Origin of the sequence: Aquimarina muelleri DSM 19832, from assembly GCF_000430665.1 — a bacterium.
Taxonomy (GTDB): domain Bacteria; phylum Bacteroidota; class Bacteroidia; order Flavobacteriales; family Flavobacteriaceae; genus Aquimarina; species Aquimarina muelleri.
Map to the genome: position 1 here is coordinate 32,972 of NZ_AUML01000023.1, position 25,582 is coordinate 58,553.

Below are 25,582 nucleotides of genomic sequence, written 5' to 3' on the forward strand. Positions count from 1 at the left end.
CCTCGGAGTTTGCCCCCAGGTTATTGATTTTTGGAAATAGTATTATAAATTGAATTTCTATTCGAACTATTTCAAAGTTAAAAAAGATATCACAAACTGTGCTTTGTACATCTTTTTTGGATACGTAATTTTTCGATTCCTGTTATTATTCCGTTAGCAATAAATGTTTTGTTCTTATTCAAATTTACTATAGTATATGTTTTTTGCTCAGATTTAATTTCGGTAATTTTTACAACTTCAATTATCTCATGTAGAGTTTTGATTTTACTCCCTAGTTTTAGTAGAGTTACATTAGAGATTTCGTAGTCTCTTTCTGTTTTTTTTGGGTCATTGGAAGTCCATTGAGATTTTATAGATAAAAAAGGGTGGTCTTTGGTACAAGTGATACTTGTGTTATTAGAAAAATCAATTTTTATCAGGTCTTTATGGATTGGGTTTGCTAATTCTGTAATTACGGAAATTTCATTTTTTTTAGTTTCTGTATTAAAGGATAAAATTTCATCTCCAATATTTAATAATTCTATTTCTTTTAGACTATTGTCTCCCATTGTAACAAGGGTGCCTTTTGCTAAACAATGAACATCTAAACCATCAAAGTATATTTCTGTGATTGCTGTATCATCATACTTATTTCCTTTATAAACTGATATTATTTCTAATTTTACGTTCCAATTTTCTTTTTCTTTAAGAATGTCAAGGTCATCTCTTTCAGAGTATCCTAGGTTTTTTTTGAGTGTTATTAACTGTTTGGCATAGACGTCCTTTAACTCAATAATAGCATAAGGTTTGTTGTTGATATACATTTTTAATTTATGAACCCGCGAGTTGTCTTTCCAATGTTTTTTACTTTTAATATACCCGTTTGCAATTATTATTGTAGAAACTCTTGGATGAACTGGGGGAAAACTAAACTCTATAGATTCACCAATTCCATCTCCACTTTTTCCCTCTACCCAAGCAGTTTGATAACTAAAATCGGTTAAATTTTCAGATTTATAGTTTAATACTCCATTTGGTGAAAGTTGAGATGAAGTCTTTACGGTGTAGCCTCCAGCACCACAATACCAACTACAACCACCACCTTCAATATCCCACATACTTCCATATGTTTCATCATATTTTTCAAAGAGTTTACCCTCTTCTTTTGTTAAATTATCCCAGTTCTTTTTTCCACTTTCTAAATCAGCCAATAATTGGTCTCGTTTTTTCCAATTATTTTGTACTTCAATTCCAAAATCAAAGGTTTCTCCTATAGTAGTATGTAAAGTATCTAATTCTTGAGCTAATGCACTAGTTGTAAAAATTAATAATATAAATTTAAATAAAATTTTCATTGTTCTGAATTTAATTTTATATAAGATAAAGTTATGAGTATTTGTCTTGGGGAATATTATATCTTTTTATAAATAATTTTAAGTTAGCCTGAGTCATTTTCTTAACATAAAATATTTACACCCCTGCAAATATACAAGAACCTTTATTTATCATTTAGTGACTATGATCATATATTTAGTGTTAATCTATGTTAATTTTTTCAAGAAGTTTAGCATATAATTACTGTCATTTTGAAGTAGCTGTTAAGTAACTTGTTTTAAAGGATTATATTTTTTAAACCCTTTAATCTACATTGTGGAGTTTAATTCTCCACGATTATTAATTGGTTATACGAATTTGAAGAATCGTATGAGTTTACATACGATTCTTTTAGATTATATAATACTAGGATAGGTTTAGGGAGTAAGACCCTTTGCTGCTACTTGACTGTGAGTGGATAGTGTTTTTTACATTCTAATTATTTGCATGGTTGGTTGGTGTAAATTATGAATGGGCATAACTTTAATTGACTTTTTTGTAATACTTTTTCCGAAGCCAAAAAGAAACTCGAACCAATAAAATTAAGGCGGGAACCTCTACCAAAGGTCCAATGACACCTGTAAATGCTTGACCTGAATTCAGTCCGAAAACAGCAATAGCAACTGCAATTGCTAATTCAAAATTATTTCCTGCTGCTGTAAATGCAACTGCTGCGGTCTTATCGTATTCTGCTCCCATTGCTTTGGTAAAGAAAAAACCAATGATAAACATTAAACTAAAATAGATAAGTAATGGAACAGCGATGATTAAAACGTCCATTGGAATTTCTACAATCAACTCGCCTTTTAACGAAAACATAATTACAATGGTAAATAAGAGTGCAATTAATGTTATTGGTGAAATAGTTGGAATGAATTTTTTTGTGTACCATTCTTCGCCTTTTAATTTAACTAAAATCAGTCGGCTTAAAATTCCCATTATAAAGGGAATACCTAAATAAATAACTACACTTTCAGCAATCGTTCTGATTGATATATCAACGATTGCACCTTCAAAGCCGAAATAGGGTGGAAGAACAGTTATAAAAATCCAAGCATAAAAGCTGTATGCAAAAACTTGAAAAATACTATTTAATGCAACCAAACCAGCACCATATTCGTTACTTCCTTCAGCAAGGTCGTTCCAAACTAGTACCATAGCAATACAACGAGCCAAACCAATCAAGATTAACCCGACCATATATTCGGGATAATCACGTAAGAAAGTGATTGCCAAAACAAACATTAAAACAGGACCAATTATCCAATTAAGGATTAGTGAAATAGAAAGTATTTTTGTATTCCGGAACACTTTTGGTAAGAGAGAATAATTGACTTTTGCTAAAGGTGGATACATCATTAAAATCAAACCAATTGCAATCGGAATATTAGTTGTTCCACTACTAAATGAATTTATGATGTTAGGAAATGTAGGGATAAAATATCCAAGTCCAACCCCGATAGCCATTGCAATAAAAATCCATAAAGTCAAATTTCTGTCGAGAAAACTTAATTTTTTTGTAGCCATTTTTATGAATTGATTTGAGAGAAAACGTAAAATAGTTCAGTTGCAATTTGTAAACTTCTTTCATTGTATTTTTTAACCTGTTGTGTTGTGTTATCAAATACTTTAGGGTCTTCAAAAGTTATAGGTATACGTTCTTCTGCACCTGCAATAAAAGGACAACCCCCATCAGCTTGTGAGCAAGTCATAATCGCTGCAAATTCAGATTTTGGATTAAATTTATCCTCTATTTTTTTAGAAAAACCAATGATTGGATGCTCGTTCTCTGAATATTTAATACTGTAAATAGGATTATTACCTTCTGAAAGTGCTTTTATTTCAAAGCCTGAATTTTGTAAGGTTTCAACAACCATTGGAAAAAGTGCAGTATTTTCTGTGCCACCTGAATAACAGAATATATTTTTGACATTGAAATAATAGGCTAAAGTTTGTGCCCAAACTTGTGATAAATGACTTCTTCTTGAATTATGAGTACATATAAAGTTAATACGAATTTCTTGGTGATTGGAAACTTTTGATTGAATATATTTAATTAGTGGTTGTAAAACTGCTTTACGTTCATCTGAAATAGTTTTAGGTTTTAGATTCTGGATTGAATTTTCTATTTTTTGAAAAAGCATTGATTGTGTTGTTATCATTTTCTTTAACTTTAGAGTGTTTAGCAACAATTACCATCTGGAGAGCAACAAGGTTCATTATTCAATTCAGATAATTTTATTTTACTTTTTTCTGCAGGAATACCGCATTGATCTTTTGCTAAACAATCGGTTTGTTTTGTAGTTAAAAGAAAGTTTGTCCCGTCAAAATCAAGTCCAAATTTACCAATAGTTTCTGCTTGGTATTCTACTTCAATTTCTAAATCACCTATTTCCAAAACTTTTTCTGAAAGTTCAATTATGTTTAATAATTTTTCTGGATGTAATCTGTGATCATAGTCATTTGCGTTCCAAAGCTGAAAGTTTACAACTTCTTCATTTCGTATAGTTCCACCACAATCAATAAATTTTTTTGTGATTTTTCCAATTTCTGTAACATGAAAGTGATTTGGGACTAATTCTCCGTTTGGTAGCTGAAAGGAGATTTTTTCCAATTCGTTTAGCTTGTTTTTAACTTCTGTTAGCTTCATTTTATTTATTTGTTTATTGCGATTATACGATTAATTGATTTAAAATTTTTTAGCAACAATCTTCTATTTTAGAAATATCTTGATTTAGAAACTGTAACATTGTCTCTTTCATTTTTATCCAATTTTCTGTGTGAATACAATAGCAAACACTTGTTCCTTCTACGTTTCCTTTGATTAGTCCTAAATGTTTTAGTTCTTTTAAATGCTGTGATATTGTTGGTTGGGCAAGTCCAATTTGATTTACTAAATCTCCACAAATACAAGAGTTTATTTTAAATAAGTATTGTAAAATAGAAACTCTGGCAGGATGACCAAAAACTTTTGCAAAAAGAGCAATTTCATTTTGTTGGTCGGTAAACATTTCGGTTTTGGCTAATCCCATTTGTTGTTTTATTTGTTTATAGCAATATTACGATGAATGTTTGAGTTATCCAAATATTTTTCGAGTGCAGTAGTGTTTTTTAAAGTTATTGTTTTACGATTTGATCACAAAAAAGACCAAACACAAATATTGCTGACAACGCAAAATTCAGAAAACAGTTATAAAATCAAGGTTTCAGGAGGTGGTTTTGTAATTTATTTTTTTGAAGAGGTTCTACTTTGTTTTTTATTTCTAACATAGATTAGTTTAGACCGTCCTTTTGCAGCTTCTCGTTGCTCTATTTCAAAATGTTTAATAGATTGTATTAAAGGGGTTAGCTTTTGGAAACCATAGTTTCTGGAATCAAAATTAGGTTGTTTTTTTTGTAACAAACTACCAACATCTCCCAAAAAAGCCCAGCCATCGTCATCTGCTACATCAGATATGGTATGCGAAATTAATTTAATGTCTTTTGGGGTAATTTTATCTACATTATTTTTAGGAAGGGGTTTACTGTCTGTAGATTCGGATTCATTTTCTTCTGCTTCGTATTTAAGGATTTCGAGATAAATAAATTTATCGCAAGCTACAATAAAAGGGTTTGGAGTCTTTTTTTCTCCAATTCCAAAAACTTTCATTCCAGCCTCTCTAAGCCTTGTCGCTAAACGGGTAAAATCACTATCGCTGGATACCAAACAAAAACCATTTACTTTTTCAGAATATAAAATATCCATGGCATCTATAATCATTGCAGAATCGGTAGCGTTTTTACCTCTTGTATATCCATATTGTTGGATAGGGGTAATAGCGTTTTCTAAAAGGATCTTTTTCCACTTTGCGAGATCTGGTTTTGTCCAGTCTCCATAAATTCTTTTAATAGTTGGATTGCCATATTTTGCAATTTCTTCCATCATTTCTTTTATATAAGTAGATGGGATATTATCTCCATCGATTAATACAGCAAGATTTAAATCCATAAGAAAGAATTATATGTTTTTTAGTAATTTAATGATAAAAGGTATTTATACTATTTTGATAAAAGCAAAAAGGCAATTCTATTATCGCTTCTTATTTTTATTTTTTAAGTTATAGGTTTTGTCTCCTTTGGTTTTTGGTTTTTTGTATTTCTTTTTAATTTCTCGTTGGTAGGAGCCACCCAAATTTACTTTTTTGTTTTTTTCTTTTTTTTCATGAAACGAAGCTCCAACCTCATCATTAGGGCGTTTATGAGGATTGTTGATTTCCAGAATTTTTGGCTGTTCTTCTGGAGTAAGTTGCTCCGAGATTTCGACACTACTAGGAATATCCAATTGCTCGATTTCCATTTCCATTAAACTTTCGATAGCATCTAGATGTTCTTGTTCTTTTTCTGTGGTAAGCACAAACGAAACACCTTCTTTTTCTGCACGCCCGGTTCTACCGATACGGTGCATATAATTTTCAGGATATTCTGGGGTATCCAGATTAATTACCTGACTTACATTTTCTATATCCAATCCTCTAGCCATTACATCGGTAGCTATCAAAATTCTATTTTCTCCTTTTCTAAATTGCTCGATACTTCGCAATCTGTAGTTTTGAGTTTTATTAGAGTGTATAATACAAATTTCTTCTTTGTAATTTTTTTCTAATTGCTCAAACAAACGATCTGCAATCTTTTTATATCCAACAAAAATTAAGGTTTTATGAAAAGTCTCGGTATCGGCAAGTAAATGCTCTAACAGATTTACTTTTGTATAAAAGTTAGGTACTTTATAACCATATTGTTTAATGTTCTCTAAAGGTGTTCCACTTTTGGCAACAGATATTCTTTGTGGGGTAACAAATATTTCAGAAATCATTTTGTCTACCTCTTCTGTCATAGTCGCAGAAAACATAATATTTTGTCGCTGCTGCGGAAGGATATCAAAAATATTCATTAATTGATGTCTAAATCCTAGATCTAGCATTACATCTACTTCATCTATTACCAATTTTTGTATAGATTTAAGTTGTAAAACTCTACTTACTGCAAGATCGTATAAACGACCTGGGGTAGCAACAATAATATCTAATCCTTTTGCAACTGCTTGTTTTTGGGTGTTTATATTGGTACCACCATAAACTCCTGTAATACGCATGTTAAGATAGGTAGATAATTTTTCGATTTCATCTACTACCTGTACAACAAGTTCACGAGTAGGAACCAGTACTAATACTCTTGGATTGTCTTGTACAGAATATTTTAACATCCTTAAAATAGGAAGCATATAGGCATACGTTTTACCAGTACCAGTTTGTGCAATACCAACTACATCTTTACCAGACATTACTGGTGCAAATGCCTGCTCTTGTATTGGTGTTGGGGTATCAAACCCTAAATCATCAAGGGCATTAATAAGTTGGGTGCTTAAATTTAAATCTCGAAAAGTCAATTTGAATATATTTTTTTTGATGTTACAAAGGTAGCCTTATTTTGGGACTGTATGCATTTTGGTTACTTTTGATTTCTAAATACAATACTAATGAAGAAAATTCTTGCCTTTGCAGGTTCTAATAGCAGTACTTCTATCAATCATAAATTGGTGGGTTTTGTAGTTTCACAAATAAAAGGACATGAAACCAGGGTTATAAGCCTTATTAATTACCCAATGCCGATGTATAGTGAAGATGAAGAAAAGAATAATGGTTTTCCAGGAATGATTATGGGACTAAGACAAGAGATTTCTGAAGTAGATGCTTTGATTATTTCTGTAAATGAGCATAATGGTGGTTGGAGTGCCTTTTTTAAAAACGTAATAGATTGGTTGTCCAGAATAGATCGTAATTTTTTAGAAAACAAGAAAATTTTATTAATGAGTACTTCTCCTGGAAAAAGAGGGGCAGTAAGTGCTTTAGAGTTTGCCAAGGAAGTATTACCAAGATTTGGAGCAGAGATTACAGATAGTTTTAGTTTCCCTTCTTTTTACGAAAATTTTTCGGTAGAATCTAATACGGTAATAGATGAGACTCTTTTATTGGGATTAAACGAAGTTCTAAGTACTTTTGCACATCAAATTGAATGAGCAAGTGCGAAGTAGTAAAGAATACGTTTTAGAAAACCCTTTAGAATTTAAAGCTAAATTATTGCAATGGGCGCAACAGTTTGAAGAGGTTATATGGTTGGATTCTAACGATTATAAACAACAATATTCTAGTTATGATGCAGTACTTGCGGTAGATGCTTTTACTGGTATTAAAACAGATTATTATAATGGTTTTGATAAATTAAAGGAGTATCAGGAACAAACTCAGGATTGGATTTTTGGTTACCTTTCTTATGATCTTAAAAATGATGTAGAAAATCTGGTTTCCAAAAACCAAGATGATCTTGGTTTTCCTGATTTGTGTTTTTTTCAGCCTAAAAAACTTTTTCTGCTTAAAGGTAATACTCTAGAGATTCAGTATTTAAGAATGGTGGATGATGAAATAGAAGAAGATTTTGAATATATAACTGCTATCAGTATAGAAACAGGTGTTTTTGATAAAGACATGGGACAACCATGCGAAAAAATAAAAATAAGCCTTAGGATAACAAAAGATGTATATAAAGAAAAAGTAAATCAAATGCTTGCTCATATTCATCGGGGAGATATATACGAAGCTAATTTTTGCCAAGAGTTTTATGCAAAAAATAGTTGTATACATCCTTTACAGACCTATTATCATTTAAATTCTATTTCGAAACCTCCTTTTGCTACCTTTTTTAAGATGAATCATTGTTATTTATTATCTGCATCGCCAGAACGATATTTAAGAAAGGAAGGCAAAAAAATAATCTCTCAGCCTATAAAAGGTACAGCAAAGAGATCTTTGGATATTAAGGAGGATAAAAAAATGATATCCGATTTAGAAAAAGACCTTAAAGAACGATCAGAAAATATTATGATTGTAGATCTGGTACGAAATGATTTATCCAAAACAGCAACAAAAGGATCGGTTAAAGTTGAAGAGCTGTGTAAAGTATACTCTTTTGATCAAGTGCATCAAATGATCTCGACAGTGGTTTCTGAAATCGGTAGTAATACCTCTCCTGTAGATGTTATTAAAACCACTTTCCCAATGGGAAGTATGACAGGAGCTCCTAAAATATCTGCTATGCAAATTATAGAAAATCTGGAAGAATCTAAAAGAGGATTGTATAGTGGCGCAGTAGGATATTTTTCGCCAGAAGGAAATTTTGATTTTAATGTGGTTATTAGAAGTATATTATATAATAAAGAAAAACAATATGTTTCTTATACTGTTGGAGGAGCAATAACTGCTAAATCAGATCCAGATAAAGAATATGAAGAATGTTTACTGAAGGCAAAGGCTATGCGCGAGGCATTAGAGGGGACTAGTTTTTGAGTATATGACTTGTCTTGTCTCAAACCTTCAAACTCAAAAACTAAATGACTTATTTAATTAAATAAGATTTCTTCTAAAACTCTTTCTTACATCAATAATAATTTCTTTAACCTCTTTGGCAGTCATGTCTTTGATAATTGCTATTTCTTCAAAATTTAATTTGCCAAAAACGAAAAGGTCAATAACTTTAGAGGTTTCCATAGGTAACCAACTATAAAATTTACCTAATAATTTCTGTTTTTTATAGGCAGAAGAAGATTTAGAATCTATAACTCTAAGGATAGCAGAATCTTGGTCATCATAAATAAAATTTAGCTTGTCTTCGGAATTTTGACGATAACAAATATCATCTAACTCTTCTTTCATTATAAGTTCATTATCACCTTCTACGGTATAATTTTCTTCAAGTTCCTTTAGTTCTTTTTTTAAAAAATAACTAGTACTAATATTTTTTTGATGCCACCCTTCGCGTTGATGTAGTTCATCCATAAGCTCATCTGCTATTTTAAAAAGTTGAAGCTCTAGAGATAAAGTATCTATTTCTGTATCTAGATTATCTTGGTGTAATTTAACGATTGCATCATCAATAATACCATTAGAACAATACATGTTTTGAGGTAAAATACCTGTGCTTTCTGCTATATAAAGTCTGTGTTTTACATATGGATGTAAGTGGGGTACGATGGATAATAACTTTTTACTAAATTCCTTTTTATCATCAGTCCTTTTATATTTTTGTAATTCATTAGTGGTATTCATAGGTACTTGATTTAAGAGTTGTTTTCTAAAAATAAGGAAAACAAATTAAATTTAATGTTAAAAACCTGATAATCAGTTTTTAACTGTGGTTTTATTTAGGATTGTGATAGCCATTCAAAATCGTATATTTGAAAAAGCTAAAAAATAGATAATATTAAATTTGTTGTTACAAGAATTTAGAAATCATATTATAACCAATTTTCCTTTTCTTTCAGGAAGCAAATTATTAATTGCTTGTAGTGGAGGATTAGATAGTATTGTCTTAGTAAAACTTTTAGATACGTTAGAAATTGATTTTAGTGTAGCACACTGTAATTTTAAATTACGAGGAAAAGAAAGTGATGGAGACGAGAAATTTATAATAAAGCTAGCAGAAAAACTCCATATCCCTTTTTTTAGAATAGATTTTGATACCAAAAAATATGCAAAAGAACATAAGTTGTCTATACAGATGGCAGCTAGAGATTTGCGATATGATTGGTTTAAAAAACTAGCAACAGAACATGGTTTTGATTATATTTTAACAGCACATCATGCAGATGATAACTTAGAGACTTTTTTGATTAATTTATCTAGAGGTACAGGAATAGAAGGTTTAACAGGAATACCAGAAATTAATGAAATTTTTATTCGTCCTCTTCTTCCTTTTTCCAGAACTGAAATTCTAAAATTTGCCAAGGATAATGTATTGGATTGGAGAGAAGACAGTAGTAATAGTAGTATAAAATATCTTCGGAATAATCTTAGGCACGAAGTAGTTCCCAATTTAAAATTGGTAAACCCGAGGTTTTTATCCAATTTTAATACCACTATAGAGTATCTTAAACAAAGTAACGAGTTTATTCAAGGGCAAATATCTTATCTTAAAAAAGAATTATTTGAAACTTCCGATAAAGGGTACATTAAGATATCAATATGTAAATTGGGTGAGTTTGGAAATCCACGAACCAATTTATATTTTTTATTAAAAGATTATGGATTTAAAGCTTGGGGGGATATTGAGCAGATAATAACAGCTCAATCTGGCAAGCAAGTGTTTTCAGAATCCCATAGATTAGTTAAAGACAGAGGTTATTTATTATTAACTGATATACCTGAAGAGATATCATATCGGGAATATAGTATACCTGAAGAAGAAAGTATGATAATGATTCCTTCTGGAGCACTTAAATTTAAAGTAGTAGTAGGAATTTCAGATACAAACCTGAATACGGTTTATGTTGATAAAGAAAAGTTAAAGTACCCTTTAATTGTAAGAAAATGGAAAGAAGGAGATTATTTTTACCCTTTAGGGATGAAAGGAAAGAAAAAACTTAGTAAATATTTTAAAGACGAAAAATTATCTCTTTTAGCTAAAGAGAGAGTATGGTTATTATGCTCTGGAAAAGAAATTATATGGATTATAAATTACAGAGCAGATAATAGATATAAAATAAGCCCTCAAACAAAACAAATACTTAAAATAACCTTGATCTAATGCGAAATCTAATATTACTAATCACTTTACTATTTTCTACAATACTTTTTTCGCAAACATTAGATCCTATTAAATGGAAAGCAAGTGTAGAAAAAGAAACAGAAGATACTTATGTATTACATTTTAAGGCTACATTAGATAAAGGCTGGCATTTATATTCACAAAATGAGGCAGAAGGCGATGAAATAGCACCTACACCTACAGAATTCACTTTTGATAATACACCGCAAACATATACCCTTGTAGGAGAAACTAATGAGCCAAATGGAATTGAAAAATATGATAACATCTTCGAAATGGATGTTAAGTATTTTGAAGATAAAGCTGTCTTTTTTCAAAAAATAAAGCTTGTAGATAAAAATATAAAACAAATAAACGCAGAGGTGTTCTTTTCGGTATGTGATGACGAAAGATGTCTTGCACCAGAAATAGTACAATTTAATATAAATCTTGATGGTGCAGCAGTTGAAAATAAAGGAGATCTTTCAAGTATTACAGCAAAGGATCAAGAAAAATCAAAAGGATTAGATATAAACGTAAAAGGATGGGATGTTTACCCTTCAGAAGATACGGAAGAGAAAAGTTATTTCACCATATTTATTTTAGGCTTTTTAGGAGGATTAATAGCATTATTAACCCCATGTGTTTTTCCTATGATACCACTTACGGTTTCCTTTTTTACCAAAGGAAATAAGGATCGTAAAAAAGGATTGTTTAACGCCATTTTATATGCGTTTTTTATATTTATAATCTATATTTTATTAAGCTTACCATTTCATTTGTTAGACTCTTTAGATCCAGAAATATTAAACAACATTTCTACAAATGTCACTCTTAATATTGTGTTCTTTGTTATTTTTATAGTGTTTGCTATATCCTTTTTTGGATATTTCGAAATAACATTGCCAGCATCTTGGAGTAATAAACTGGATAGTAAAGCAAATAGTATAGGAGGTGTTATAGGTATCTTTTTTATGGCATTAACATTGGCATTAGTTTCCTTTTCATGCACAGGGCCAATCCTAGGATCTTTGTTAGGAGGGTCGTTAAGTAGTGATGGTGGAGCAATGCAGTTAAGCTTTGGTATGGGAGGATTTGGTTTGGCTTTGGCTTTACCATTTGGGTTATTTGCTCTGTTTCCTAATTGGTTGAATTCTTTACCAAAAAGCGGAGGTTGGTTAAATACTGTAAAAGTAGTATTAGGTTTTGTAGAATTAGCATTGGCGTTTAAGTTTTTATCCAATGCAGACCTTGTAGAACACTGGGGTATTTTAAAACGAGAAATATTTATAGGAATTTGGATTGTAATAGGTGTAGTAATGGTTTTATATCTTTTTGGAAAAATACGTTTTCCACATGATAGCCCTATACAAAAACTAAGTATTGGTAGAAAAACATTAGGAGTATTAATTTTAGCATTTGTAATTTACTTAATCCCTGGGCTAACCAATACCACGTATGCAAATTTAAAATTGTTAAGTGGTTTTCCTCCTCCTTTATTTTATAGTATTTATGAAAAAGAAGCACATGGGCCATTAGGGCTTAATGCATATACCGATTTTGAAGAAGGACTTAAAGCAGCCAAAATACAGAATAAACCCATTATATTAGATTTTACAGGATGGGCATGTGTAAACTGTCGTAAAATGGAAGAGCAGGTGTGGAGTCATCCAGAAATTATGGATATACTTAAAAACGAGTATATCTTAATATCTTTGTATGTGGATGATCGAAAAGAATTATCAGAAAAAGATCAATTTAAATATTTGAAATCCGAAGGAAGAGTAAAAGATATTAGAACGATAGGGGATAAGTGGGCAACTTTTCAAACTCTTAATTTCAAAAACAATTCGCAACCTTATTATGTGCTTTTAGATACAGATATTAATTTATTGAACCATACTACAGCATATACACCAGATACTGACGAATATTTAAAGTGGTTAAAAACAGGCCTAAAAAACTATAAGAAATAAAACCTTTAAATTAAAAACCACTAATGAATATTTTTATAAGTATATGTGGTATGTTGTTTCTGTTTTTTTTAGTTTTATTTTTTAAGTATCGAGTTTTGTCTTCAAATACAGTTATAATAATTGATTCTTCTATACAATATAAAATAGTAGATATAGAGCAGAAAGATTATTTAAGATATAGTTTTGAATCATTAAATAAAAATAAAAGAGTATGGCTCGATGATTCTTCTGGTACTATTAAATGGCTATATGTAAATAAAGCGGATTTCGATAGGCTATGGCCTGAAAGCCCTTTTAAAATGGTAGAGAAAAATTACTATATAAAAGCAAAATTCAAACTAAAAAAAATGTTTTTTGGAGATTATAGCATAGCAAAAGTTATAGCATTCGAAAAAGTTACAGGAAGACCTAACATAAAAAAATAATAGACTTTATATAATGGGATTATGCAGGTTTGTGTTATTCCTTAATATACGCATATGGATGATAAGGTGTTAAAATCTCCTTAAAGCTGTACTGGTCGCAACGCCATTTTTTTATCTTCATCGATAAACTAAATTTATACCAATGCGATCGGTCAGATTAATTATTTTAAACAGTATAGTCCTTCTATACACTATTACTACATTCTCTCAAGAATTAGCCTCTTTTGATATAAAAGAGCAATACACAAAACAAGAGGTAGATATCGTTATGAGAGACGGTGTTAAACTGCACACCACAATTTATACCCCAAAAGATACTTCGAAAAAACATCCTATTTTGATGCAAAGAACTCCGTATAGTTCAAGACCTTACGGTGAGAATCAGTTTCCTTCTAAAATAGGACCAAATGAGTTTCTGATGAAAGAAGGTAACATTATTGTTTATCAGGATGTTCGTGGGCGCTGGATGAGTGAAGGGGTGTATGATAATATGCGTGCTTATATTCCTAATAAAACAGATAAACAGTTTGATGAAGCTAGTGATACTTATGATACTATAGATTGGTTAGTTAAAAATGTAGCCAATAACAATGGTAAAGTTGGGATTTGGGGTATTTCTTACCCTGGTTTTTATGCAACTTATTCCCTGTTAGATTCGCATCCTGCTTTAAAAGCAGTGTCTCCACAAGCGTGTATAGGAGATTTCTTTTTTGATGATTTTCATCATAATGGAGCATATTTATTGAGTTATTGGAGAGTAACACCTTTATTTGGTCTCGAAAAAACGAAGCCAACCTCAGAGCCTTGGTACAAATTTGCAGAATTACCAACAGAGGATCAATATCAGTTTTTTTTGGATGCAGGTCCATTAACTAATTTGGATACATATTATAAAGAAGATAATGTATTTTGGACACAATTAAAAGAGCATCCAAATTATGATGATTTCTGGAAAAAAAGAGGAATCATTCAACACTTAAAAGACGTTAAACCAGCTGTTATGGTAGTAGGAGGTCTGTTTGATGCAGAAGATTTATATGGCCCTTTTGAAACCTACGAAAATATCGAAAATAAAAGTGAAAATTATAATATAATGGTATTCGGTCCATGGAGTCATGGAGATTGGGCAAGAACGAAAAAACGACAGGCAATAGGTAATGTATATTTTGGAGATGATATTTCTTTAAATTATCAAAAAAATATAGAGACCCCATTTTTTAATCACTTTTTAAAAGGGGAAGCAAATGGAAAAACAGGCTTGCCAGAAATTCAAATTTTTGATACCGGAAAAAAAGAATGGAATTCTTATGAAATCTGGCCTCCAAAAAATGTAAAGAAAAAAACGTTTTACCTTTCAGATAATGAAGTATTGTCGGATAAAAATAAGGAAGGCTTTTCAGAATTTATAAGCGATCCCAAAAAACCAGTACCATATTCTGAAGATATTAAAATGGTATTTACACCTCGAAAATATATGACAGATGACCAAAGATTTGCAGCACGTCGTCCAGATGTGTTAGTTTTTGAAACACCAATACTTACTGAAGATATGACCTTATCCGGTGAGGTTTTAGCAAAATTGAAAGTAGCAACTACAGGTACAGATGCAGATTGGATAGTGAAATTAATAGATGTATATCCAAATGACGCCAAAGACACAGAAGAAACGCAAGCGTATTTAAAAATGGCAAATTACCATATGATGGTGCGTAGCGAAGTAATGAGAGGGCGTTTTAGAAATAATTTTAGTAAACCAGAACCTTTTATTGCAAACCAAAAAACAGATGTAAATATAAAATTACAGGATATACATCATACTTTTAAAAAAGGACATAAAATACAGGTTCAGGTACAAAGCACATGGTTTCCTTTTATAGATTTAAACCCACAGAAATATGTGCCTAATATTTTTAAGGCAGATGCATCCGATTTTAAAAAGCAAACACACAAAGTATATTATGATTCAGTAATAGAAGTTTCCATTTTAAATAACTAAATAACCCAAAACTAGTATTATGAATAAAATAAAAACAAGCATACTACCTTTGTTATTTTTCTTTACGGTAATTAGTTGCAAAGAACAAAAAAAACAACCTGATAATCAATTAAGCCATGCTTCGCAAGAAATAGAGGAGCATTCTAAAAAATTAAATGATTGGTTTGAATCTCAATTTGAAAAAGAAGTAGCTAGGTCTCCTAAGTGGCAAACCTATTTAGGAATAAAAACAGAAGATTATGGTAAGTGGGATGATATCTCTCCTAAAAGAGAAGCTGAAGATCTAAAACGGACAAAAGAAAGATTAGCATATTTGATAGATTCGATTGATGTCTCTAAACTAAATAAAGCAGCATCTCTTAGTTATAAACTAATGAAACAAAAGCTAGAAGATGAAATAAAACATTTTGACTATAGATTTTATAATTACCCGGTAAATCAAATGCATGGAATGCAAGCAGAAATACCTGCTTTTATGATCAATATGCATAGAATTGAAAATAAGAGCGATGCAGAGGCTTATATTTCTAGATTAAACGGAATGAACGCACTGTTTGCCCAAGCTATAGAAAATATAAAAATGAGAGAAAAAAATGGTATTCTTCCTCCTAAGTTTGTTTTTGAAAAGGTTTTAAGTGATAGTCGTAATATTATTATAGGACATCCATTCGATAAGTCTAATAAAGAAAGTACCTTATTTGCGGATTTTAAAAGTAAGATAGAAAAAATAGAGTTGACAGATGAAGAGCAAAAAGATTTAATCTCCAAATCAGAAAAAGCTATGATAGAAAATGTGATGCCAGCTTTTAAAAACCTTATTACATTGTTAGAAGATCAGCAAAAAAGAGCAACTACAGAGGATGGTGCATGGAAATTTCCTAAAGGAGATGCTTTTTATAATATAGCATTACAGCGCATCACTACTACAGATATGACCGCAGAGCAAATACATAAACTTGGGTTAAAAGAGGTAGAACGTATCCATAAAGAGATGCGTGACATTATGAAACAAGTTAAATATAAAGGTACATTACAAGACTTTTTTAGCTATATGAAAGAAGATGAAAAGTTTTATTTCACAAATACTGAGGAAGGAAAAAAAGCATACCTTACACAAGCAGTTGAGCTTATTGATACTATGAAATCCAAGTTAGATGAACTTTTTATCACAAAACCCAAAGCAGATATCATTGTAAAAGCAGTAGAGTCTTTTAGAGAAAAAAGTGCTGGAAAAGCCTTTTATCAAAATGGAACACCAGATGGATCCAGACCAGGAACATATTATGCAAACCTATACGATATGAAAGCAATGCCAAAGTACCAGATGGAAGCATTGGCATATCACGAAGGTATACCAGGGCACCATATGCAAATATCTATTGCACAGGAATTGGAAGATGTTCCTAAATTTAGAAAATTTGGAGGATATACCGCGTATTCAGAAGGATGGGGATTGTATACAGAACTATTACCAAAAGAAATAGGTATGTATAGTGACCCATATTCTGACTTTGGAAGACTAGCTATGGAGTTATGGAGAGCTTGTCGATTAGTAGTAGATACTGGGATTCATCATAAAAAATGGACAAGAGAAGAAGGTATAAAGTACTATAAAGATAATACACCAAATGCAGAAAGTGATGCAATAAAAATGGTAGAACGCCATATTGTAATGCCAGGTCAGGCAACTGCATATAAGATAGGGATGAATAAAATTTTGGAACTACGGGAAAATGCAAAGAAAAAACTTGGTGATAAATTTGATATTAGAGAGTTTCATGATGTAGTATTAACTAATGGAGCAGTCCCACTTACTATTTTAGAAGAATTAGTAGGAGAGTGGATAGTAAGTAAAGATCTAGATCAAGCTATGAAGCAATAGGGATTAAATAAAAGAAGAAAAACCTCACAGGTCTTAAAAAAAGCCTGTGAGGTTTTTTGGTTATTAAATTCTTTTAAATTGAAAAAGCTACAATGTATATTTATTAAAATATTCTCTATATACGTTTCTTATAAAAAAGTATAATGAAAAAATCAATATTATTAATCCTAGTAATTTTCATATCGTTATCCTGTATAGAAAAAGATAATAGCGATAAAAAGCAAATAGAATCCAAATATAAAAGTATTGAGGTTCCTGTTTTTAAAATCAATAAAGAGAATTTTGCAGCACTACAAAGTTTGCATTTTTATCACTCGGTAGGAGGAAAGCCGATAAAAGAAGAAACTTTGGTAGAGATGAAATACGATAAGGATTTTTTAGAAATAAAATTTGAATGTAGAAATAATCCAAGGATAGATCAAAACTATTATACCCAAGATAACTCATACTTATTTCATCAGGAAGTATTTGAGCTTTTTATAAGTAATGGAAAGGAAGCAAAGGAAAACTATTTAGAAATTCAGTTAAACCCTAATAACGCCTTGTTTTTAGGTAAGGTAACCAATAAATATAAAAGTGATAACTCTTATGCATTAGAGCTTATAGATATATCGACATCAGGTGTACAACATAGTGTAGAAAAAGATATTAAAAATGAGACTTGGAAAGGATATTTAAAACTACCAATTGCCTTGTTACAATATCCAAATAAAAAATCAGAAACTGTTTTTAGGTTAAATATGTTTAGGATTATTTCTAATATAGATCATACAAATGAAGATTGGAGTGCTAATGCAGAAAATGCAACTTTTGCCTGTTGGAACAGTCCTAATACGGCAAAACCAAAATTTCATGCTCCAGAGCATTTTGGTTATTTGGTATTGGAATAACAGCTACACTATCTACAATTTTAAAGAAAATCTTTTTTGCTGTAACCAACCAGTAAAAATAACTACTAGTAACGCAAATGCAAAAGATACAAGTAACCCGATTATAGAAGTGTTTAAATAATCAGGTAATCTAATATCGATCATATTACGTATAGGATATATAAAATAAGGGATCATATAACAAGTTAGTGTTGCAGTGCCTGCCGGAGCAATTATTTTTGCCCAATTTACTTGCTTTTTTACATCTGCAATATAATATAGTAAAACAAATAAAAGGATACCTATACCTGTACATATAGCAAGCCATGATGGGGTTCCCTGTATTTTTGAAATTCCCCAATACGGTCTGGTTGCTAATCCATAAATGATTTGTACTATACCTAGTGTAATTAGGGATATATATCGCCATTTTATTACACTACCAGATAGTTTTTGAAATAGTAATATAACGATAATACCCGCAGTCGTAAAAGCAGGAATGGTACCTGTATAAATAGGAGAGAAGGCACGTATAAATTCATTTTCAGAAGTAATTCCATTTATTGAATTAACAACACATAAAATATTGAAAATAAACCATAGTACAATCATTATAGGCAAACTCCTTTTGCTGTATAGATATACTAGTGCATTAACACCATATGCCCAACCAATTAAACCCAGAATTCCCCACCAATGGGATTTCATCCAACTTTCCCCTAAAGAACCACCTTTGTATATGACAGCCAAAAAGAGAAGTATTGCAAAACCAAAAACTTGAAAATAGATATGCCATCTTTTAGAAACAGGGCTTTTTTTCCAATTCATCCAAATTAATCCCACAGCAAAAGCCATAAATAAACACCATGTGTATTTGCTTATTGGCATACTTTCTTCATGAATAGACTCATAATTAACCATAAAGAAACCTATGAGTAAAAGAGAAAAAGCACGTATGATTATATGTTTTGCAATTAGTTCTTTTTTTTCATTTTTTAAAACCCTGTTTTTGATAGCATAAGGGATGCTAAGCCCAACAATAAATAGAAATAGAGGAAATATAATATCTGAAAATCCCATATAATCCTCGCTAGCTTTAGCATGAGTAAGCCATTTAGGGATGTTTTTAAGTGTCCAAAAATCGTTTACCCAAATCATTAAAACCATTGTTAAGGCTCTAAAGATATCTATAGATGCTATTCTCATATATAAAACTTAATTTTTAGTAAAATCAGTATGAATCACGTTTTGTAAAACTTTCCAGTGTGCATCTGTCATTCTATTTGGTGTAAATAGGCAAACTCCTGTTGCACCATTTTTCATAGATTCCTTAATAGCGTTTTCTAACTCTTCGGGTAATAATCCATGATTTTCTGGATCTGCTTCTTTAGCTTTAGTATCGGGTTTTGGGCAAATAAATAACCCACTATATACAGGTTTTTTATCAGATACAGAGGATACCTCTTCTTTAGTAAGTTCTCCAATCCATTTAGTGTCCTCTAAGTAAAAATCATTATAATTCATAGGATAAAATGCATCCAAATTCCATTTGTTCCACTCTTGTCTGACCAATTTTTTTGCTACAGAGTTTGGTCCAGGAAAAACAGCAGCATTAATTACTTTATTTTTACGATGTACTACATCTGCTAATTTGTTTACTATATTTGTTATTAAATCATAACGGAATTGTTTCCATTCTTCTACTTGCGATGGATCTTCAATTTCTTTAATGTCAATACCAGATTTTGATTTGAAGTCGTTAGTACAGGTATCGCAATAACAATAATCAAACTGAGGATATTCTTTATCCATTACTAGTTCATATTTTTCCCACAGCCCTTCGGCTAATATTACATCAGGAAAACGAATATAATCTAAATGAATTCCGTCTATTTCTTCTATATCAGCAATACTACTATATAAATTCTCTAAAAAATCATATACCTCTTCTCTATTAGGACATAAAAATTGATAATGAGATACATAGGCAGGTTTATCAAAAGCAGATTCACCTTTTCTATTTATAGCATACCATTCTGGTTTTAATGCGGGGTTATTGTTTTGTACCATAGTAGGAATCCATGCATGAAATTCCATTCCTACTTGCTTTACAATTTTTCCTACCCTTTTATAGGTAAGAGGATCATGTCCCGCAGAATACATTAAACCATCTACTCCTTTATTTTTTAAATCTTGATATTCCTTTTTTAGTTCTTCATCAGTGGCATCTTGTGGTAATTGTGCCCAAGCATAAAGAGGGATTTTATAAGGAGAAGAAACCATTACTTTTTTTACTTCTTTTTTACAAGAAGCGATTAAAAAAACAAATACAAGAATCGAAAATATTTTTTTCATTACATTAATTTTGATAGAGTGCATCAGAATTACTTAAAAAAAGTAAGCTTTTCAATTTTTTTCTACAAAGAGCATGTTTTTTGCTAAATACAACATGTTTTTTAGTACGTATGTTATATTTTTTTGATCCTTTATCTTATAGTAGATATTAAGTCACTATTATACCAAGAATGTATTTTTAATAGAGTATCTTTAACAAAGTATTATTTATCTGTTGATATTAATCATCTCTTCGCACTACTTCAGCGAATTGCTGAGGTTTTTTTAAACCCTCATTTTGATTAATAAAACTCTAGTGGCCACTTAATGCCTGATTGCTAGAAATTAACTATCTAAGAGTAAATTTAATCTTACGTCTTGCTAATTTGATTACTCTGCAATTCGTTTTCAATTTTAAAATACATGGCTTTATTAAAAATGGGTGTTATTGGAACTTCAAAAAAAGAAGACGAAAGGCGTGTGCCTATTCATCCGGAACATTTAAAAAGACTTCCAGAACATATTCGCAAACAACTTATTTTTGAAAAAGGTTATGGAGCGCCTTTTCATATCGAGGATGAAGAAATCAGCGATTTAACAGGCGGAGTAGCAACAAGAAGTGAAATATTATCTGATATTGGTTCTGTTATTATAGCCAAACCTATTTTATCTGATTTAGAAGAGCTTAAAGATCAAGGTATTATTTGGGGGTATCCTCATTGTGCCCAACAAATGCAAATAACACAAACAGCTATAGATAAAAAATTAACTTTGATTGCTTTTGAAGATATGTATGTATGGAACCCTAATGGACAAATGGGAAGACATACTTTTTATAAAAACAATGAAATGGCTGGATATAGTGCAGTTATACATGCACTTCAATTAAAAGGTATAGATGGCCATTATGGGAATCAACGAAAAGTAATTATTTTTAGTTTTGGTGCCGTAAGTAGAGGTGCCATTTATGCTTTAAAAGCACATGGTTTTAGAGATATAACGATCTGTATTCAAAGACCAGACCATGAGGTTAGAGAAGAGGTGTTGGATGTACATTACACAAGACTTAGAAAAGGGAATGAGAACGAAGCTAGATTGATTGTTGTAGAGCATGATGGCTCAGAACGACCATTATTAGATCTGATACATGAATCTGAAATAATAATTAATGGTACATATCAAGATACAGATGATCCCATTGATTATATAAAAGAAGATGAAAAATCTATGCTTAAACCTGGTACACTAATAATAGATGTTAGTTGTGATGAAGGGATGGGATTTTATTTTGCTAAACCTACCACTTTTAAAAACCCAATAATAGCAATTGATAAAATTGATTATTATGCAGTGGATCATACGCCAAGTTATTTTTGGGAAAGTGCTTCCAGATCCATTTCTGCCGCATTAATTGTGCATCTGCCATCTGTGATATCTGGTCGTGAAAGCTGGAATGAAAATATGACTATTAAGAATGCTATAAATATTGATAGAGGTGTTATTGTAAAAGATTCCATTCTTAGGTTTCAAAATCGTGATATCAACTATCCACATAAAGTAAATGAGCTAATATAGAATAGATCTCGACAAATTTATTTTATAGAAAGTAAAGCAATGATTACAGATATAGAAGTAAACAAACCAGTACCTATCGTTCCTGAAAAACAATTAGAATTGTTTAACCATACTACAGATGTTATGCTTACGATAAAAGCATTAGAAGCTGGTAAATTAGTATTAATAACAGAGTTTTATAGCAATGGATTATTATTACTTAAGGCATTAAAGATACACCTTAACAAAAAAATGACTTGTAGGTCTTTTAAAGAGCAACGTGAGTATCGGTCAGAATACCGTAAGTTGACCAATCTTATTTTAATAGCAATCGTAGATCATAAATTGATAGTAAAAAAAGCTCCTTTTATTGGTTGGTTAGAAAAATTTTATCCATATAATAATAATTTCTTACTAACATTTCCTCAAATACAAGGATTAAATAGTGCTTGGCAATGGTATCAAAATGGGATTTCTATTCCTGTATTACGAAATAAAGTACATCCTTATTATGGCACTTATTTCCCTACACGTTTTGAACATTTAGAACTTTTTGATAATTGGTTAAAACGATACCAGGGACCTAAAAAATCTGCAATAGATATTGGTTTTGGGAGTGGTGTACTTTCTTTTCAAATGATAAAACATGGTTTTCAAAAGATTTGTGGCACAGATACCAATCCTAATGCGGTTGTTGGATTAACAGATTTTATGAAAGATACGAAGTTGTCCAGAAAAATAGAATTAGATTTTGGAGATCTTTTTGGGAAGTTTAGAAAACAAACTGAGCTAATTGTTTTTAATCCACCTTGGTTGCCAGAATCTTATGATCTGGATAGTATGGATAAAGCTATTTATTATGATAAAAATCTGTTTTCTGTTTTTTTTGCAGAAGCAAAACAACGACTTTTACCAGAAGGAAAACTAGTACTCTTATTTTCGAATTTAGCACAGATAATAAATATAACAAAAGAACATCCCATAGAAAAGGAACTATCCGAAGGAGGTCGATTTCAATTAGAAAAATGTTTAAAAAAGAAAGTGAAGACAGCTTCTGAAAAAACAAAGCGAGATCAATATTGGCGTTCTTCTGAAGAAGTACAGCTTTGGGTACTTACTAATAAATAATACTTAATGATATTAGTAGAGTGATTATTAAATTATTTGAAAATCAAAGGTTTAGTGTTTTAGGTGATAACAGTTTTTTTGGATCATTGGTTTTAATAATTTGCTATCCGTTTTTATGTTTTTACCCTACCAAATTGCTAGGTATAGAAAGATCTTTTCTTAAAAGAAGCAAGAGAAAGACCTTAATACTATATTATTTATTTTATATAGCGACTCTTTTTTCTTCGATTAAGATAAAGAAAAAAACCTGTTATTGGTAAAGAAGCTCCTATAAGACCAGCAAGAAATACCAATGTTTTACCTCCTAATCCCAGTAAACTACCTGTATGGATATCATAATAAAGACTTTTAAGCTTTTGACCTGCATTTTTTTCTTCATCAAGTTTTGATCCTATAATTGCACCGTTATCAGGATTTGCATAATATATATCTGAATCTCCATACTCATCTACATCTGAAGAATTCAATACTCGTAGTGGTGCTTTGTTTGTATTTGGGAAATAATAAATAAATAAATCTTTATTTACTCTTTGATGAATTATTTCTTTTTTTAATACATCTAGTGCTTGTTCTTTAAAAGGAGTTTCTAAAATTGTTATCTTTTTTTCTACTTGTTTTTTTTCAAAAGTGACCGCCATGTACAGCATATTATCTACCCAGTTAAATGTCCATGTGATACCAGTTATAGCCAAAACTATAAGAATTGAAGCTCCATAAAACCCTAAGACCTTGTGTAGATCGTATGTTAATTTTTTTTTAGGAGCATTAGTTTTGATACTAAACTGTGATTTTCTGCCTTTTGCATTTTTAAAAATTTTCTTGTTCTTAGGAAACCAAAGAATCAAACCACTAATCAAGGATATAATAAATATGATAATAGAATAACCTATAATTTGAGTACCTATTTTTCCCAATAATAAGTTCCTGTGTAAGTATAAGATAACAGTAAAAAAATCTTTTGATAGAGGTGTTTCTTTTAGTAACTCTCCTGTGTATGGATTCATATAAGAATAATAATATTCTTTATCTTTTACAGTCAATAATATAATAGATCGAGAAGGCTTCTTAAAATCGTATAACCTTCGTATAACATGATTTGAATGCTTTTTATAAGAGTTTACTATGTTTTCTAAGGGTAACTTGATCGATTCCGTAGGTATGTCTACACTATAATGAGAATGTATCAAAGTTTTTAGCTCTTTTTGAAACGTATAAATCGAACCTGTAATACATACGATAAAGACAATAACCCCAGTGGTTAACCCTAACCATAAATGTATTCTTTGTATTGTTTTTCTAAAGGTGTTTTTTATCATTTATAGATGTAATTATTTTTTTGTTATAATCTAAGCTCTTCTTAAATAGGTTATTTTACTCATTTCTCCTAAAAAAAAGGAAAGAGGTACTAAATAAAAAAAAATCAAATTTAAGTATAATTATGCATTATACTTTTGTTATTTATATTTTATCTAAATAATAGTGTTAGCAAAATTAGTTTCTAAAGGAAGATAAAAATGACGCATTGTGGATAAAAAAAGACGAAATACATAAATTCATAATATACAGAAAAATTAGATAAGAGTTTTAAAGCTTTAAGTTCCACACCTTAAAAATATTTATTGAATAGCAAAGAGGGTTTTTGAATGCCCGCTCTGTTTCGTAATACAATTACTAGTTTATCGAATAATTTTTCTTCAAAACATTTTGATTTGGTTCATAAACGAATTCGTTTAAGTATAATTCATATAGTATGGTACTTAATTATAAATGAAAGATTAGAACTACTACTCCATAATGAAGTACGGTTTTTGTGGGATTTACGCTCATGACTCCAAACAGGTTCTATCCAATAATATTTGTCATGATCACCATATTAACTAACATTTTATTCCTATTTTATCTCTTTCTTACTTAAAATGAAAATGACAGTATTCTTTGTTATTAAAATGCGCTAAAAACTAAAGGTGTTTACAGGGGTTTTTTTGTAAAAAAACTGATTTTTAATTAATTATAGTTAATTAACAGAATATTTAGAGAAATTATAATTTCTATAAATATTTTGTTAATATTAGTTAATACTTGACACAATAAATGTATAAGGTTGTTCTTTTAGGGTAATTAAAACCTGTTTTTTACAAGTAATACTAAAGAATATTCACTTTTACTAATAAATCAAGACTACTAAATGAAATCTATCAATTCTCTGAACAAAAAATATAGAATCAAAAATAATATGGAATTGTTTACTTATCTTATATTTCTGGGATTTCTCCCTAAAGCATCTATAATTCTCTTTCCTCAGTATTGTATAAAAAAGGAGTTCTTTGAGATGCATACCTCTTAAGAATTATAGAAAAGCCTTAATTGACTAATAATACATTACTTTATCTTAATAAATTTGTTCTATAACATTTTTTTTAAATCATAATATAATTCTATATCTATAGATT

21 protein-coding genes are annotated in these 25,582 nt (G+C 30.4%); 10 read left to right on the top strand and 11 right to left on the bottom strand.

Annotation, left to right across the window (positions count from 1 at the left end; all coding sequences use genetic code 11):
* Positions 1-89: 89 nt before the first annotated feature.
* From H527_RS0110310 to H527_RS0110345, 7 genes are all read right to left on the bottom strand, one after another.
* Entirely contained in the window at positions 90-1,334 is a 1,245-nt protein-coding gene (locus tag H527_RS0110310; RefSeq protein WP_027412646.1) for an NADase-type glycan-binding domain-containing protein, read from the bottom strand.
* A 502-nt stretch (positions 1,335-1,836) separates the two neighbouring features.
* On the bottom strand, positions 1,837-2,880 hold the full coding sequence (gene arsB, locus H527_RS0110315; protein WP_027412647.1) for an ACR3 family arsenite efflux transporter: 1,044 nt from the start codon (positions 2,878-2,880) through the stop codon (positions 1,837-1,839).
* Between the two features lie 2 nt (positions 2,881-2,882).
* Positions 2,883-3,515 carry an arsenate-mycothiol transferase ArsC gene (locus H527_RS0110320; RefSeq protein WP_027412648.1) on the bottom strand — a complete coding sequence of 211 codons (633 nt, stop codon included), beginning with the start codon at positions 3,513-3,515 and terminating at the stop codon, positions 2,883-2,885.
* A 20-nt stretch (positions 3,516-3,535) separates the two neighbouring features.
* Positions 3,536-4,003, bottom strand: coding sequence for a DUF6428 family protein (locus H527_RS0110325; RefSeq protein WP_027412649.1), 468 nt, complete (start codon positions 4,001-4,003; stop codon positions 3,536-3,538).
* A 49-nt stretch (positions 4,004-4,052) separates the two neighbouring features.
* A complete protein-coding gene (locus H527_RS0110330; RefSeq protein WP_027412650.1) occupies positions 4,053-4,385 on the bottom strand; it encodes an ArsR/SmtB family transcription factor in 333 nt (110 codons plus the stop codon).
* A 194-nt stretch (positions 4,386-4,579) separates the two neighbouring features.
* Positions 4,580-5,341 (bottom strand): NYN domain-containing protein, encoded by a 762-nt coding sequence (locus H527_RS0110340; protein WP_027412652.1) that lies wholly within the window; start codon positions 5,339-5,341, stop codon positions 4,580-4,582.
* 81 nt (positions 5,342-5,422) lie between these two features.
* Positions 5,423-6,778: a DEAD/DEAH box helicase gene (locus H527_RS0110345; protein WP_027412653.1), complete on the bottom strand. Its 1,356-nt coding sequence runs from the start codon at positions 6,776-6,778 to the stop codon at positions 5,423-5,425.
* Positions 6,779-6,868: 90 nt separating this feature from the next.
* Here H527_RS0110345 and H527_RS0110350 point away from each other — a divergent pair, with 90 nt between their 5' ends.
* Positions 6,869-7,408: an NADPH-dependent FMN reductase gene (locus H527_RS0110350; protein ID WP_027412654.1), complete on the top strand. Its 540-nt coding sequence runs from the start codon at positions 6,869-6,871 to the stop codon at positions 7,406-7,408.
* Positions 7,409-7,412: 4 nt separating this feature from the next.
* Positions 7,413-8,732 carry an anthranilate synthase component I family protein gene (locus tag H527_RS0110355; RefSeq protein ID WP_027412655.1) on the top strand — a complete coding sequence of 440 codons (1,320 nt, stop codon included), beginning with the start codon at positions 7,413-7,415 and terminating at the stop codon, positions 8,730-8,732.
* 57 nt (positions 8,733-8,789) lie between these two features.
* On the opposite strand, the gene H527_RS0110360 is transcribed toward H527_RS0110355, so the two are convergent.
* Positions 8,790-9,491 carry a hypothetical protein gene (locus H527_RS0110360; RefSeq protein ID WP_027412656.1) on the bottom strand — a complete coding sequence of 234 codons (702 nt, stop codon included), beginning with the start codon at positions 9,489-9,491 and terminating at the stop codon, positions 8,790-8,792.
* A gap of 160 nt (positions 9,492-9,651) precedes the next feature.
* Here H527_RS0110360 and tilS point away from each other — a divergent pair, with 160 nt between their 5' ends.
* From tilS to H527_RS21830, 6 genes are all read left to right on the top strand, one after another.
* On the top strand, positions 9,652-10,968 hold the full coding sequence (gene tilS, locus H527_RS0110365) for a tRNA lysidine(34) synthetase TilS (protein ID WP_308427906.1): 1,317 nt from the start codon (positions 9,652-9,654) through the stop codon (positions 10,966-10,968).
* Positions 10,968-12,944 (top strand): protein-disulfide reductase DsbD family protein, encoded by a 1,977-nt coding sequence (locus H527_RS0110370; RefSeq protein ID WP_027412658.1) that lies wholly within the window; start codon positions 10,968-10,970, stop codon positions 12,942-12,944. Before tilS ends, H527_RS0110370 begins: the two co-directional genes overlap by 1 nt.
* A gap of 23 nt (positions 12,945-12,967) precedes the next feature.
* Complete coding sequence (locus H527_RS0110375) at positions 12,968-13,369, top strand: hypothetical protein (protein ID WP_027412659.1); 402 nt, start codon at positions 12,968-12,970, stop codon at positions 13,367-13,369.
* Between the two features lie 142 nt (positions 13,370-13,511).
* Positions 13,512-15,365: a CocE/NonD family hydrolase gene (locus H527_RS0110380; RefSeq protein ID WP_027412660.1), complete on the top strand. Its 1,854-nt coding sequence runs from the start codon at positions 13,512-13,514 to the stop codon at positions 15,363-15,365.
* A 19-nt stretch (positions 15,366-15,384) separates the two neighbouring features.
* The gene (locus H527_RS0110385) at positions 15,385-17,247 is read left to right on the top strand and encodes a DUF885 domain-containing protein (protein WP_027412661.1); all 1,863 of its coding nucleotides are present in this window, start codon (positions 15,385-15,387) and stop codon (positions 17,245-17,247) included.
* 143 nt (positions 17,248-17,390) lie between these two features.
* Positions 17,391-18,137, top strand: a complete 747-nt coding sequence (locus tag H527_RS21830) for a carbohydrate-binding family 9-like protein (protein ID WP_051316717.1) — start codon at positions 17,391-17,393, stop codon at positions 18,135-18,137.
* A 12-nt stretch (positions 18,138-18,149) separates the two neighbouring features.
* Here the strand turns inward: H527_RS21830 and H527_RS0110395 are convergent, their stop codons facing one another.
* Positions 18,150-19,322 carry a heparan-alpha-glucosaminide N-acetyltransferase domain-containing protein gene (locus H527_RS0110395; protein WP_035087835.1) on the bottom strand — a complete coding sequence of 391 codons (1,173 nt, stop codon included), beginning with the start codon at positions 19,320-19,322 and terminating at the stop codon, positions 18,150-18,152.
* A 9-nt stretch (positions 19,323-19,331) separates the two neighbouring features.
* Positions 19,332-20,471: a glycoside hydrolase family protein gene (locus H527_RS0110400; protein WP_027412663.1), complete on the bottom strand. Its 1,140-nt coding sequence runs from the start codon at positions 20,469-20,471 to the stop codon at positions 19,332-19,334.
* 402 nt (positions 20,472-20,873) lie between these two features.
* On the opposite strand from H527_RS0110400, the gene H527_RS0110405 reads away from it, so the two are divergent.
* Positions 20,874-22,025 (top strand): N(5)-(carboxyethyl)ornithine synthase, encoded by a 1,152-nt coding sequence (locus H527_RS0110405; RefSeq protein ID WP_027412664.1) that lies wholly within the window; start codon positions 20,874-20,876, stop codon positions 22,023-22,025.
* 39 nt (positions 22,026-22,064) lie between these two features.
* Positions 22,065-23,132 carry a methyltransferase gene (locus tag H527_RS0110410; RefSeq protein WP_027412665.1) on the top strand — a complete coding sequence of 356 codons (1,068 nt, stop codon included), beginning with the start codon at positions 22,065-22,067 and terminating at the stop codon, positions 23,130-23,132.
* 197 nt (positions 23,133-23,329) lie between these two features.
* Here the strand turns inward: H527_RS0110410 and H527_RS0110415 are convergent, their stop codons facing one another.
* Complete coding sequence (locus tag H527_RS0110415; protein ID WP_051316718.1) at positions 23,330-24,448, bottom strand: PepSY-associated TM helix domain-containing protein; 1,119 nt, start codon at positions 24,446-24,448, stop codon at positions 23,330-23,332.
* Between the last annotated feature and the right edge of the window lie 1,134 nt (positions 24,449-25,582).